This window comes from Bacillus sp. ISL-77, assembly GCF_018613105.1.
Genome location: NZ_JAGGQY010000060.1, coordinates 19991 through 33368 on the forward strand (window position 1 = coordinate 19991; position 13378 = coordinate 33368).

Below are 13378 nucleotides of genomic sequence, written 5' to 3' on the forward strand. Positions count from 1 at the left end.
ATCGATTTGGCCTTTTTTATTGTCAAAATGATATTTTTAATGTATATTTATTAATTATTTTGTAATTTTACTCATACTAAAGGGGAGATTCTAGCATGAAGGATTTATTAAAAAATTATTTAGAAATCATTAAACATAGATTATGGGAGATAAGTGATTCTTTGTATCATCATCCTGAATTAGGGGATCAAGAATTTGAATCTAGCAAACAGTTAATAGAATTCCTTGAGGAACATAAATTTGTAGTTGAAAAAGGAATTGTTGGCCGAGCTACTGCTTTTAAAGCGGTATACGACTCTAAGAAGGAGGGACCAACGATTGCCTATTTATCGGAATATGATGCGTTGCCTGAGGTTGGACATGGGTGCGGTCATAATCTGATTGGAACGATGAGTGCCGGGGCTGGAGCTCTCTTAAGTAAAGTGTTAGATGAAATTGGCGGACGTGTAGTTGTATTAGGAACACCTGCTGAAGAAACAAACGGTGCAAAAGTTCCAATGGCTGAACAAGGTATTTTTGATGATATCGATGCAGCTATGATTTTACACCCGGCTGATGAATCTTATGAGAGTGGTGATTCATTAGCGATGGATGCGATTCAATTTGACTTCCGTGGCAGAACAAGTCATGCAGCAGCTTCTCCAGAGATGGGAATTAATGCACTGGATGCTGTTATACAATTATTTAATGGCATCAATGCACTTCGTCAACATGTGACTTCTGATGTTAGAATCCATGGGATTATTAAAGAAGGCGGAGTAGCAGCCAATATTGTCCCAGATAAAGCAGTAGCTCAGTTTTATGTTCGAGCAAAGGATCGTACCTATTTAAACGAGGTTGTTCAAAAGGTAATTAATATAGCAAAAGGTGCATCTCTAATGACAGGTGCAGAGGTTCATATTGAAAACTACGAATTGAGCTATGATAATATGGTTACCAATCAAGCACTATCCCAATTATTCACAGACAATCTCTTAGCGGCAGGTGTAAAGCAAGTTAAGAAAGCGAAGGATTCATATGGTTCCATTGATATGGGAAATGTAAGTCATGTTGTTCCTGCGATACATCCTTATATTGGTCTTGATTCGCCTGGACTAATTGCACATACAAGGGAATTTGCCGACTTAACCATCACTGACAATTCCCATCAAATTCTTTCTAGAGGTGCCTTGGCCCTTGCCTTAACAGGATTTGATTTAATAACCAATAAAGAAGCATTGGAAAAAATGAAAAATGAATTTAGGCAAACAGTCGTAGGCAATCATTAACATAATCTCAAAAAGGCATCTCTTCTCAAGGAGGTGCTTTTTATTTGCTTTTAATATTATTTTAATATATTAAAGTGCAGAATTTTTGGAATATTTTTATATTAATATAATATCTTTTCAAAACAAATCCCATGTGTTAATATTCGTTTTGTTGAATAAAAATTCAAATTAGAATAAGCAGATATTATTAATCATAGGAGGAGTCATCATGAAAAAAACATTTTTATTTTTTACCATGATTTTAACATTAGTGGTGTTGGCCGCTTGCGGCCAGGGTAATAAGGACGGGGCAAATGGTGATAAAACAGAAGATAAGAAGGTATTAACGATGGCCACATCAGCTGATTTTGCTCCATTTGAATCAAGAGATCCATCAGGTAAAGTCGAGGGATTTGATATTGACTTAGCCAATGCTATTGCAAAAGAATTAGGTTATAAACTAGAGATTAAAGACATGAAGTTTGATGGTTTAATCGGTGCAATACAGGCTAAACGTGTGGATATGGTACTTGCTGGTATGTCAGCAACAGAAAAACGCAAACAAAATGTTGATTTTTCAACGGCTTATAATCATTCAGGTGAAATGTTTATCACACTTAAAGATTCTAAAATTAAAACTATCGATGATCTTAAAGGAAAAACGGTTGGAGTACAGTTAGGAACCATTCAAGAAGAGGGTGCCAAAACACTTCAAAAAAAGGTTGATTTTACGATTAAGCCACTAGACAATGCAACAACTTTAATTCAAGAACTATTATCTAATCGGATCCAGGTTGCTTATATGGATAAATCAGTTGCAACAGGATATATAAAGGAACAAGGTTTAGCTGGATTTGATGATCCAACAACAAGTTCTCCTGGAATGGCAGTTGCTTTTCCAAAAGGCAGTGATTTAACTGATGATGTAAATAAGGTTCTTAAAGACATGGAGGAGAACGGAAAACTCCAAGAATTAAAGGACAAGTGGTTAAAAGACCAGCAATAAGCATAAAATGAATGGCAACTAGACTTTTGGCGCAAAGAAAATTATAAAGTGAGGTGTAAGGCATGAATTTGGACTTTAGCCAAATTGTGCCTTATATTCCTTTTATTTTAGAGGGAATATGGGTTACATTAAAATTTGTTATTATTTCGATTATTTTAGGTTTTATCCTCGGCACAATTTTAGCTTTGTGTAAAATTTCACGAATCAAAGCATTAAATTGGTTTGGAGATGCATATACATCTATTTTTCGTGGTACACCATTAATTTTACAATTAATGCTAATCTATTTTGCGATCCCGCAATTAACGGGTTATGACATCTCACCATTTTTATCATCAATCTTAGCTTTTGGCCTAAATTCTTCCGCCTATGTTTCGGAGATCATCAGAGCCGGAATTCAAGCGGTTGATAAAGGTCAAACCGAAGCAGCTCAAGCACTAGGTGTTCCTTATCGTCTCATGATGAAGGACCTAATCTTACCTCAAGCACTAAAAAATATCTTACCTGCATTGATGAATGAATTTATTACCTTAACAAAAGAATCAGCCATCGTTTCTACGATTGGTTATCTAGATTTGATGCGTCGTGCGCAAGTTGTCGGAGCGGATACTTATCGTAATTTTGAACCATTAATCTTTGTTGGATTAATCTATTGGATCCTAGTAATGGTGCTGACTTTGGCAGGGAAACGGTTTGAACGGAGGCTGAAGTACAGTGATTAAAGTAGAAAACCTCTATAAACAATTTGGCAATAACGAAGTGTTAAAAAATATCTCAACCAATATTGATAGTGGGGAAGTAGTTTCTATTATTGGACCATCTGGATCTGGTAAATCCACCTTTTTACGCTGTTTAAATTTATTAGAGACACCAACGCAAGGGAAAGTTTGGATTAATAATCAAGAGATTACTGATAGCAAAACAAATATATTGGAAGTTCGTGAACAAATCGGTATGGTTTTTCAACACTTTTATTTATTTCCACATCTGTCGGTTTTGGAAAACTTAACCTATGCTCCGATGAAAGTAAAAGGTGAATCGCGAGAACTTGCTGAAAAAAAAGCACGCGAATTATTAGCTCGTGTGGGGCTTACCGAAAAAGAAAAAGCCTATCCGAATAATTTATCAGGTGGACAGAAGCAGCGTGTTGCCATAGCTCGTGCACTTGCCATGGAACCGAAGTTAATGTTATTTGATGAGCCAACATCAGCGCTAGATCCAGAAATGGTCAAGGAAGTACTTAATGTTATGAAGGATCTTGCTCAATCCGGTATGACTATGGCTATTGTTACACATGAAATGGGATTTGCTCGTGAGGTTTCTGACCGTATTATCTTCCTTGATGAAGGGGTATTACTAGAAGAAGGCTCTCCTGATGAATTTTTTAATAACCCCCGGACAAGCAGAGCAAAGGACTTTTTAGAGAAAGTATTGTAGTGGAATCAATCTTTACTATCAGGATTTCTTGCAAAAAATACTTTAATAGGGATATGCTAAAGATGGTCTAATCGATCATCTTTTTTATTTTTTGTATTTTGGGGAGATTACTATGAAATTTCGCATTGGCTACCGAACAATTAAAACAGCTGTTGGTACTGCTATTTCGATTTTAATTGCGCAGCAGCTTGGACTGGATAATTTTGCTTCCGCTGGCATATTAACTATTTTATGTATTCAGGTGACGAAGCGGAGATCGCTCCGAACAGCAGGAGATCGATTTTTAGCCTGTGTATTAGCGATGCCATTTTCGGCTATATTTTTTGAGGGAATCTCCTATCACCCAATTGTTATTGGGATCATGTTATTTTTCTTTATACCGACGATTGTGATGCTGAAGGCACCTGATGGTATTGTGACTAGCAGTGTCATTATTTTACATATTTATATGGCAGAGAAAATCTCCCTGGCAATTTTTTTTAATGAACTTGGAGTGATCACGATTGGAATTGGCGTGGCACTACTGATTAATCTTTATATGCCGAGCGTTGATAAAAAATTAAAGGACTATCAAAGCGAAATTGAGGAGAATTTTAAAATCATTTTCGGTGAAATGGTATGTTATTTACGGACGGGAGATAGTAATTGGGATGGAAAAGAGATTACGGTTAGTGCTCGTTTACTAGATGAAGCTATAACGCTAGCTCTTCAGGATGTTGAAAACCATTTTTTACGAGATGACAATTTATATTTTCATTATTTTAAAATGCGCGGTAAGCAATTTGAAATTATCGAACGTATCTTACCGATTGTCACCTCCATTACGCGTACAGTAAAGCAAGGGCATATGGTAGCTGAGTTTCTGGAAGAACTTTCTGAGAATGTTCATCCTGGAAATACAGCTCATATTTATATTGAAAAATTAAGAGAAATGAAAAAGGAATTTGAGGAAATGGAGCTCCCGAAGACAAGAGAAGAATTTGAAACGAGAGCAGCCTTACTTCAACTAGTAAATGAAATGAATGACTATCTGATTATAAAAAGTTCGTTTAAAGGAATAAAAACTTCTTCAAAAGTGAATGAACAGAAAAAGATTGAAGCAAACTAGGAAAAAAAAGGCAGGTGGCTGCTTTGATAAAAATCTTATCGCCAATCCTGATTACTTTTTTCATTTCACCATTTTGGCCGTTGGGGCCAAACCCTATGCCAGGCGATCCATTTGTTATTGTTAACAAAAGTAACAATGAAATGGCGTTTATTGATGAAAACAAAGTCCAAACAGTTGTAAGTGTCGGGACGGGTAAAACCCAAGAATTAACTCCGGAAGGTCTTTTCACTATTACGGTAAAGGCAAAAGAGCCTTATTTTCGAAAAGGGAATATTTCTGGAGGGGATCCAAAGAATCCACTAGGGGCCAGATGGATTGGCTTTGATGCAAAAGGAACCGATGGCAGAATCTATGGCATTCATGGGACAAATCAGCCTGCATCCATTGGAAAATACGTCTCTCAAGGCTGTATTCGCACACAGAATGAGGTCGTTACGTCTCTTTTTCCGTTAATTCCATTAGGAACAAAGGTATTAGTTATCTCTTCCAAAAAATCATTTGAGGCACTTGCCAAAGATAATGGGGCAATAAAATAGGAAAGGGACTGTTCAATTTGAACAGTCCCTTCCTTTTGTATATTTATGATAGAAATGTACCAATTCCGATTAGGAGAGTTGAGGCAAGCATAGCGAATAACATTAAATAAACAATGATTTTTCTCGTTTTCTTACTTTTCATTATGGGTACCTCCTTAACATTTTGGCGCTTTATATCTATTGTACAAGGAAATACAAAAATGAACAACGGAACAACTAAGTAATTTAGGAAGGATTTATGAACTTTTTCACGAATAAGATAATTGTCGAATTAATTTTAATTTTTAGAACAGAGGGGTAATAATGATTAAAAAGGTCGACCATATTGGAATTGCCGTTAGATCACTTGAACATACGCTTCCTTTCTATACCGATGTATTGAATCTACCATTGCTAGGAATTGAAGAGGTTGAAACTCAACTAGTAAGAGTGGCTTTTTTAGAGGCGGGAGGTACAAAAATCGAACTGCTTGAGCCTACTTCGGAAGAAAGTACCATTGCTAAATTTATCGAAAAACGCGGTGAGGGCATCCACCATGTTGCACTTGGTGTTGTTTCGATTAAAGAAAGAATTAGCGAAATGAAAGAAAAAGGGATTCGAATGATAGACGATCAGCCAAGACCTGGTGCTGGAGGAGCCAACATTGCTTTTATGCATCCAAAATCAACATCTGGGGTTTTATTTGAACTCTGTGAGAAGAAGGGGATGAAGGGGTAAATGATAGACATCTATGAAAAAATAAATGAGTTGTATGATAAACGTCGCGAGGTTGAACTCGGTGGCGGTGACGAGCGAATTGAGAAGCAGCATGAAAAAGGAAAATTGACAGCGAGAGAAAGAATCGATCTGTTAGTAGACAAAGGGACGTTTTTTGAATTAAATCCCTTTATTGAACACCGTACCAATGGTTTTGGTCTCGATGAACAAAAGGGCCCAGGGGACGGGGTAGTAACTGGTTACGGGAAAGTAAACGGCCGGCCCATTTATCTTTTTTCGCAAGATTTTACGGTCTTTGGCGGTGCATTAGGGGAAATGCATGCCAAGAAGATTGTGAATGTGATGGATTTAGCAGCGAAAAATGGGGCACCCTTTATCGGTCTAAATGATTCTGGCGGGGCGCGCATTCAAGAAGGTGTTGTTTCGTTAGATGGATACGGACATATTTTTTACCGAAATGCCATTTATTCCGGTGTGATTCCGCAAATCTCAGTAATCTTGGGCCCGTGTGCAGGTGGTGCCGTCTATTCACCAGCAATTACTGATTTTGTGTTTATGGTCGAAAAAACGAGTCAAATGTTTATTACGGGTCCTAAAGTCATCGAAACAGTGACAGGGGAGAAAATATCAGCTGAAGAACTGGGCGGTGCAAATGTACATAGCTCCATAAGCGGGAATGCCCATTTTCATTCCGATTCGGAAGTAGAGGTGTTACAGAACGTCCGCAGGCTTTTGAGTTATCTACCACAGAATAATGAAGAGAAACCTCCAAGATTTGAGGTGCAGGAGGAAGAAGACTACCGTCCTGACTTAATGGATGTTATTCCTTTCGATGCCGTTCGTCCATACGATGTCCGAAAAGTCATTGAGCAAGTTGTTGACGAGGACTCGTTCATGGAAATTCATAAGGATTTTGCTAGAAATATTGTCGTTGGCTTTGCACGTATCAAAGGTGAATCAGTAGGGCTTGTCTGTAATCAGCCTAGGGTCATGGCTGGCGGCTTGGATATTGATTCCTCTGATAAGGCGGCTCGGTTTATCCGGACCTGTGATTCTTTTAATATCCCTATCATAACGTTTGAAGATGTTACAGGCTTCTTCCCGGGAGTTAAGCAGGAACACGGGGGAATCATTCGCCATGGAGCTAAAATATTATTTGCCTATTCCGAGGCGACAGTTCCGAAATTGACGGTTATTTTAAGAAAAGCCTATGGCGGTGCCTATGTGGCGTTAAATAGTAAGTCAATTGGTGCTGACTTGGTATTTGCTTGGCCCAATGCGGAAATAGCTGTTATGGGTCCACAAGGGGCAGCCAATATCATTTTTGCCAAGGAAATTAATAATAGCGAAGATCCTGAACAGACCAGGCAGCAAAAAATCGATGAATACCGTGAAAAGTTTGCCAATCCTTATGTGGCGGCGAGCAGAGGCATGGTCGATGATGTCATTGATCCAAGAGAAACAAGATTGAAAATAGTGCAGGGATTAGAAATGCTTAGAAATAAAAAAGAGTCAAGACCTTACAAAAAACATGGAAATATTCCACTATAGTATAAATTGAAGTTGACGTCCTGCTCTTTCATTTGATGATATGAATAAGAAAGAGGTATACTGAAATAGAAAAGCGGAAGCGCCTTGTTCAGGGGTGACAAGCATAAGCCAAGCCGGCGAGAAGGTTGCTCTTTAACCTTCTTGACGGCTTGGCTTATGACCTCGAGCCCCAAGGAGCTGGACAATAGTGAATACATAACATGGAGGGTCAATATAATGGTTAATCAGGAACGTCTGTTGAATGAATTTTTAGAACTTGTGCAAATTGACTCAGAAACAAAATTCGAGACTGAAATTGCAAAGGTATTAAAACAAAAATTTACTGAGTTAGGACTCGATGTTTTTGAAGATGATACCACCGCTGTAACAGGCCATGGTGCAGGGAATCTAGTTTGCACGCTTGCGGCAACTAAAGAGGGTGTTGACCCGATTTATTTTACCTGTCATATGGATACTGTTACACCGGCTAAAGGTGTGAAACCATCGATTAAAGAGGGTTATGTGGTTACAGATGGCACCACGATCTTAGGGGCAGATGATAAAACAGGTATTTCTGTCATGCTTGAAACCATTCGTCAATTAAAAGAACAAAATCTACCTCATGGTTTGATTCAATTTGTCATCACTGTCGGAGAAGAATCAGGTCTTGTAGGTGCAAAAGCACTTGATTCTTCATTGATGAAAGCAAAATTTGGCTACGCACTGGATAGTGATGGCTTAGTTGGTAACGTAGTTGTTGCTGCTCCGACACAAGCAAAGGTAAAAACAGTTATTTACGGTAAAACGGCTCATGCCGGTGTGGCACCTGAAAAAGGAGTTTCCGCGATTACAATTGCCGCAAAATCGATTGCGAAGATGCCATTAGGAAGAATAGATCACGAAACAACAGCAAACATTGGCCGGTTTGAAGGCGGTCAGGCAACTAACATCGTTTGTGACCGTGTTGATATTTTAGCAGAGGCACGTTCGCTTATCCCTGAAAAAATGCAGGCTCAGGTAAGTAAAATGAAGGATGCATTTGAAACAGTTGCGGCACAAATGGGCGGCAGAGCAGAGGTAGATGTGGAAATCATGTATCCAGGCTTTAAATTTGGCGAAGGCGATCATGTTGTAGAAGTTGCACGCAAGGCAGCGGCTAAAATTGGCCGTAGTTGTGAACTGCAGCATAGCGGTGGAGGCAGTGATGCCAACGTTTTTGCTGGGTTTAATATTCCAACGGTCAATCTTGCTGTCGGCTATGAAGAAATCCATACCACAAACGAACGCATGCCGGTTGAAGAATTATATAAGCTTGCAGAAATGACACTTGCGATTATCGATGAAGTGGCAAATCAATAATGAGTTGTAAGGAGAACCTAACTGATGGTTCTCCTTTTTGATATAATTAGGGAAGAAAATGTGGTAAGGAAGTGCCAGCATGAAGGAAATGTATCCGAAAAACGGAAAAGTCATTTTACATGTTGATATGAATAGCTTTTATGCGTCGGTTGAAATGGCCTACGATCCCAAGCTGAAGGGTAAACCGCTCGCAATTGCTGGAAATGTCGAGGAGCGCAGAGGGATCATTGTTACCTGCAATTACGATGCAAGAAAATTTGGTGTGAAAACGACGATGCCGCTTTGGGAAGCGAGAAAACTTTGTCCGCAGTTAATCGTCATGAAACCTAATTTTGAGCGTTATCGGGCCGTTTCCATTGGTATGTTTGAAATTCTCAGGCACTATACAGAGCTTGTAGAGCCCGTTTCGATTGACGAGGGATACTTAGATATAACGGAAAGCTTTGAATACGGTAGCCCGATAGAAATCGCTGAAAGCATTCAAAAAAGGATTCTGGAACAACTAGATATACCTTGCAGCATAGGTATAGCTCCAAATAAATTTTTAGCAAAAACGGCTTCAGATATGAAAAAGCCAATGGGGATTACGATTCTTCGTAAGCGTGATATACCAAACGTTCTTTGGCCCTTGAACACGAACGAAATGCATGGTGTCGGAAAGAAGACAGCGGAAAAGTTACAGACAATTGGGATTCACACCATTGGTGAATTAGCAAAAGGCAATGAGATTCAACTTAAAACGCTTCTAGGCATTAATGGCCTTCGATTAAAAGAAAGAGCCAATGGGATTGATCATCGTCCTGTTGACCCGGAATCGATTGAAGAATTTAAGAGTATCGGCAATTCAACGACACTGCCTAAGGATGTTAGTAATCAGCATGAACTTTTTCGTGTGTTAACATCATTAGCGGAAACGGTCTCTATCAGGCTGAAGAGAAAGAATGTCCTTGCCGGAACTCTTGGAATTACAATTCGCTATAAGGATCGAAAGACAATTACCAGAAGTAAAAAGCTTCCCAACCCCATCAGTCATAAAGATGACATTTCTTCCTTTGCGCAGCAGATTTTTCTAAAAGCTTGGAATGGAGATGCTATTCGATTGTTAGGGATCACAGGCAATGATTTAGTGGATCATGATCATGCCTATAAACAGTTAGATTTATTTTCCTATGAAAAGGATGCGAAAAAAGAGCCGTTACTAAATACCTTATCTAGTCTTCGTGAAAAGTACGGGAAAAGTATCATTGAAAATGCGGGGTCGCACCAAATGGATGGTTCTCACAATATCGGGACTGAAACGAGCTTTAATAAAGATTTTCTGCGGACCTTTCCTAATAAAAATAATGATCTAGACTAAAAAGCACCACTTTGCTGTTATAACAAAGTGGTGCTTTTTTGAATAATATTAGAATTTATTTCTTTGAACTTCGATTACTGTCCAGCTCCAGTGCCCAGCGACTAGTGTACTTCGCCCTCCTCCTTACGATAAGTCAACATCGAATCGCTATCGCTCTCCGTGTTTCCTTTATCTCGTTCGGAGGGCTCCAGTCCATACGTCGCTGAACGGGCACTTTCACTTTTCTTATTTACAAATATCAACGCCTAGATCTGTTACAGGCCACCAGAAGTAGCCGTCTTTTTCTAAGAGTTCATCCACCTCTTTGGGACCCATTGTCCCTGACTGATAATTGGGGAAGTTAACAGCCTTCGTGTTTTCCCAAACCGCCGAAATTTTATCAACAAAGCTCCAGGAATAGGCGACTTCATCCCAATGCGTGAAATTTGTAGCATCCCCTCGCATACAATCCAAAAGAAGTTTTTCATAGCCTTCAGGAGTGTTCATCGCATGGATGCCTGTATTGGCGAAGCTAAGTTTTACTTCTTGCGCATCCAAATGTCCGCCCGCTTTCTTGGCGTTTAGGTGGAGGGTAATTCCCTCCTCTGGTTGAATATGAATCACAAGAAGGTTCGGATTTAACATTTTGTCAGTTTGGTAATATAAATTCATTGGAATATCTTTAAATTGAACGACAATTTTTGTTGATTTTGTCGACATTCTTTTCCCAGTACGGATGTAAAAAGGAACACCAGCCCAGCGGAAATTATCGATCATAATTTTCCCTGCGACAAAGGTTTCTGTATTCGATTCTTTGTCCACCATCGGTTCATCACGATAGGCAGGAACCTGGACATCCTCAACCGTGCCCTCACCGTATTGTCCGCGAACAAAATAATTATTTACTTGTTCCCCCTCAACGGTTCGAAGTGCTCGAAATACACGAACCTTTTCGGAACGGATTTCGTCGGTTGTAAGGTTAATAGGTGGTTCCATCGCAAGCAAGGCTACCATTTGCATCATATGGTTTTGAAGCATATCTCTAAGGGCCCCGCTTGTTTCATAATAACGGCCGCGCTCTTCGACACCGAGTATTTCACTTGAGGTGATTTGAATATTCGAGATATAGCGGTTATTCCAAAGCGGTTCAAAAATAGCATTGGCGAAACGTATTACTTCGATGTTCCGGACCATTTCTTTGCCTAAATAGTGGTCGATACGATAAACTTCTTTTTCCTTAAACGCACTTCTGATTTGTTTATTAAGCTCGATTGCAGATGCTAAGTCATGTCCGAATGGCTTTTCAATCACAAGTCGTTTGTAGCCTTTTACGTCCGTCAGTTTATCTGATTTTAAATGCAAGGCGATGGTTCCGAAAAATTCAGGGGCCATGGCGAGATAAAAAATGCGATTCCCTTCTAATTGATAATTTCCATCAATCTCATCTGCTAAATTTTTTAATATTGCATATGAATTGGAATCAGCGACATCATGTGATTGATAGTAAAAATGGGAGATAAATTCATCAATCTTGTCTTTGTTTCCTAATGCAGATAATACGGAGTCTTTAACGGAATGTTGAAACTCATCGTTAGTAAGGGATCTTCTGGCCACCCCAATAACCGCAAATTTATTTAATTTGCCTTTCTCAAATAACCGGTAAAGGGAAGGGAACAACTTCCGTTTTGCTAAATCACCAGTCGCACCAAAAATCATAATTAATGATGTCACGTTTCCAGTTTGCGTCAAAGTAAAGACCTCTTTTCTATTTATGTAAATTGTAAAATCAACAAATATCACATTTCTTGATTTTATAGCATTCCGTTAGACTTCGCAAAAATAAAACATTAAAGTCTCAATTATTTTTCACATAATAGTCCGTGCTATTCACTTATTAATTAAAGGTCCCCTAGGGGAAATTGATTTCTTTTTGTGCTATATTAACAATATTGGATAAAAGGAACGGATTGAGAGGAGCTATTATTAGTGGACATATTTTTCCTAGGAACAGGGGCGGGGATGCCGGCAAAACTCCGCAATGTGACGTCAATTGCACTGAAATTGTTAGAAGAGCGGGGGGCGGTTTGGTTATTTGATGCCGGTGAGGCGACCCAGCATCAAATTTTACATACATCGTTAAAACCTCGTAGAATTGAAAAAATCTTTATTACTCACCTTCATGGTGATCATATCTATGGTCTGCCTGGATTATTATCAAGCCGCTCTTTTCAAGGCGGAGAATCCGAGGTAACGGTTTATGGACCAAAAGGGATTAAGGACTATATTCATGTCAGTCTTTCATTAAGCCAGACCTATTTGAAATACCCGCTAACTGTTATTGAAATTGACGAGGGGATTCTTTTTGAAGATGAGCAGTTTACAGTGGAAGCCCTCAGGTTAGATCATGGCATCCCTTCATATGGGTATCGAATTGTTGAAAAGAATCGGCCTGGAACATTACTTGCTGATAAATTAAAAGAAGCGGGGGTACAGCCAGGGCCAATTTTTAGAAAAATTAAAAATGGTGAAACAGTTACCCTTGAAGACGGTAGGACAATTGATCCGAGTAAGTTTCTAGGTCCTGAACAGAAGGGGAGAATTGTCACGATTCTAGGGGACACACGGTACTGCGAAAATGCGATTTCATTGGCTGAAAATGCAGATCTTTTGGTGCATGAAGCGACTTTTTCAGCGGATGAAGAAAAACTTGCCCACGACTATTTTCATTCAACCACACATCAGGCAGCAGAAGTTGCTAAGAGGGCCGGTTGCAAGCAACTGTGTCTAACCCATATAAGCTCCCGTTATGATCGAAATGCTTGGCGGGAATTGGTGGATGAGGCAAAGGAGGTTTTTCCGAATACAGATATAGCTGAGGATTTTAAAGAAATAAATATTCCTCTTCGAAATTAAATAGGGACATTCGCTAATTTTTTTGATTCGCAAATAAAACCGGGTTTTTCGCAAATAAACTAGGACTTTTCGCAAATAAAATAGATGTATTCGCAAATAAAAGGTCCTTTTTCGCAAATAAAATAAAGTCCCTGCTGATGATAAACATAAGAAGAGGATGTCCATTTATGTACTGCACCCCAAAAGTTA

Annotated in this window: 13 protein-coding genes; 11 read left to right on the forward strand and 2 right to left on the reverse strand. The window is 39.1% G+C overall.

Annotated features, from left to right (window positions below):
• The first annotated feature begins 95 nt into the window (after positions 1-95).
• The 6 genes from J7E77_RS23335 to J7E77_RS23360 all read left to right on the forward strand — a co-directional run bounded on the left by J7E77_RS23335 (position 96) and on the right by J7E77_RS23360 (position 5334).
• Entirely contained in the window at positions 96-1268 is a 1173-nt protein-coding gene (locus J7E77_RS23335) for a M20 family metallopeptidase (protein ID WP_214717226.1), read from the forward strand.
• 208 nt (positions 1269-1476) lie between these two features.
• Positions 1477-2253: an ABC transporter substrate-binding protein gene (locus J7E77_RS23340; protein ID WP_214717227.1), complete on the forward strand. Its 777-nt coding sequence runs from the start codon at positions 1477-1479 to the stop codon at positions 2251-2253.
• 62 nt (positions 2254-2315) lie between these two features.
• On the forward strand, positions 2316-2975 hold the full coding sequence (locus J7E77_RS23345; RefSeq protein WP_168245002.1) for an amino acid ABC transporter permease: 660 nt from the start codon (positions 2316-2318) through the stop codon (positions 2973-2975).
• On the forward strand, positions 2968-3690 hold the full coding sequence (locus tag J7E77_RS23350; protein WP_214717228.1) for an amino acid ABC transporter ATP-binding protein: 723 nt from the start codon (positions 2968-2970) through the stop codon (positions 3688-3690). Before J7E77_RS23345 ends, J7E77_RS23350 begins: the two co-directional genes overlap by 8 nt.
• A gap of 112 nt (positions 3691-3802) precedes the next feature.
• Positions 3803-4798: an aromatic acid exporter family protein gene (locus tag J7E77_RS23355; protein ID WP_214717229.1), complete on the forward strand. Its 996-nt coding sequence runs from the start codon at positions 3803-3805 to the stop codon at positions 4796-4798.
• A gap of 23 nt (positions 4799-4821) precedes the next feature.
• Positions 4822-5334 (forward strand): L,D-transpeptidase, encoded by a 513-nt coding sequence (locus J7E77_RS23360; protein ID WP_214717230.1) that lies wholly within the window; start codon positions 4822-4824, stop codon positions 5332-5334.
• A 43-nt stretch (positions 5335-5377) separates the two neighbouring features.
• Here the strand turns inward: J7E77_RS23360 and prli42 are convergent, their stop codons facing one another.
• Entirely contained in the window at positions 5378-5476 is a 99-nt protein-coding gene (gene prli42 / locus J7E77_RS23365) for a stressosome-associated protein Prli42 (RefSeq protein WP_179195915.1), read from the reverse strand.
• 161 nt (positions 5477-5637) lie between these two features.
• Here prli42 and mce point away from each other — a divergent pair, with 161 nt between their 5' ends.
• The 4 genes from mce to J7E77_RS23385 all read left to right on the forward strand — a co-directional run bounded on the left by mce (position 5638) and on the right by J7E77_RS23385 (position 10297).
• Positions 5638-6051: a methylmalonyl-CoA epimerase gene (gene mce, locus J7E77_RS23370; protein WP_214717231.1), complete on the forward strand. Its 414-nt coding sequence runs from the start codon at positions 5638-5640 to the stop codon at positions 6049-6051.
• Positions 6052-7602: an acyl-CoA carboxylase subunit beta gene (locus J7E77_RS23375; protein WP_214717232.1), complete on the forward strand. Its 1551-nt coding sequence runs from the start codon at positions 6052-6054 to the stop codon at positions 7600-7602.
• Positions 7603-7818: 216 nt separating this feature from the next.
• Positions 7819-8940 (forward strand): tripeptidase T, encoded by a 1122-nt coding sequence (locus J7E77_RS23380; protein ID WP_214717233.1) that lies wholly within the window; start codon positions 7819-7821, stop codon positions 8938-8940.
• 79 nt (positions 8941-9019) lie between these two features.
• Complete coding sequence (locus tag J7E77_RS23385; protein ID WP_214717234.1) at positions 9020-10297, forward strand: DNA polymerase IV; 1278 nt, start codon at positions 9020-9022, stop codon at positions 10295-10297.
• 225 nt (positions 10298-10522) lie between these two features.
• On the opposite strand, the gene zwf is transcribed toward J7E77_RS23385, so the two are convergent.
• Positions 10523-11992, reverse strand: coding sequence for a glucose-6-phosphate dehydrogenase (gene zwf / locus J7E77_RS23390; protein ID WP_214717237.1), 1470 nt, complete (start codon positions 11990-11992; stop codon positions 10523-10525).
• Positions 11993-12262: 270 nt separating this feature from the next.
• Between zwf and rnz the strand changes: the two genes are divergently transcribed.
• Complete coding sequence (gene rnz, locus J7E77_RS23395; protein WP_214717235.1) at positions 12263-13189, forward strand: ribonuclease Z; 927 nt, start codon at positions 12263-12265, stop codon at positions 13187-13189.
• Positions 13190-13378: the final 189 nt, after the last annotated feature.

Bases quoted from the DNA above. Each gene is read 5' to 3' on its own strand.
- J7E77_RS23335 (WP_214717226.1), top strand. From the start codon at position 96: ATGAAGGATTTATTAAAAAATTATTTAGAAATCATTAAACATAGATTA.
- J7E77_RS23340 (WP_214717227.1), top strand. From the start codon at position 1,477: ATGAAAAAAACATTTTTATTTTTTACCATGATTTTAACATTAGTGGTG.
- J7E77_RS23345 (WP_168245002.1), top strand. From the start codon at position 2,316: ATGAATTTGGACTTTAGCCAAATTGTGCCTTATATTCCTTTTATTTTA.
- J7E77_RS23355 (WP_214717229.1), top strand. From the start codon at position 3,803: ATGAAATTTCGCATTGGCTACCGAACAATTAAAACAGCTGTTGGTACT.
- prli42 (WP_179195915.1), bottom strand. From the start codon at position 5,476: ATGAAAAGTAAGAAAACGAGAAAAATCATTGTTTATTTAATGTTATTC.
- mce (WP_214717231.1), top strand. From the start codon at position 5,638: ATGATTAAAAAGGTCGACCATATTGGAATTGCCGTTAGATCACTTGAA.
- J7E77_RS23375 (WP_214717232.1), top strand. From the start codon at position 6,052: ATGATAGACATCTATGAAAAAATAAATGAGTTGTATGATAAACGTCGC.
- J7E77_RS23380 (WP_214717233.1), top strand. From the start codon at position 7,819: ATGGTTAATCAGGAACGTCTGTTGAATGAATTTTTAGAACTTGTGCAA.
- J7E77_RS23385 (WP_214717234.1), top strand. From the start codon at position 9,020: ATGAAGGAAATGTATCCGAAAAACGGAAAAGTCATTTTACATGTTGAT.
- zwf (WP_214717237.1), bottom strand. From the start codon at position 11,992: ATGATTTTTGGTGCGACTGGTGATTTAGCAAAACGGAAGTTGTTCCCT.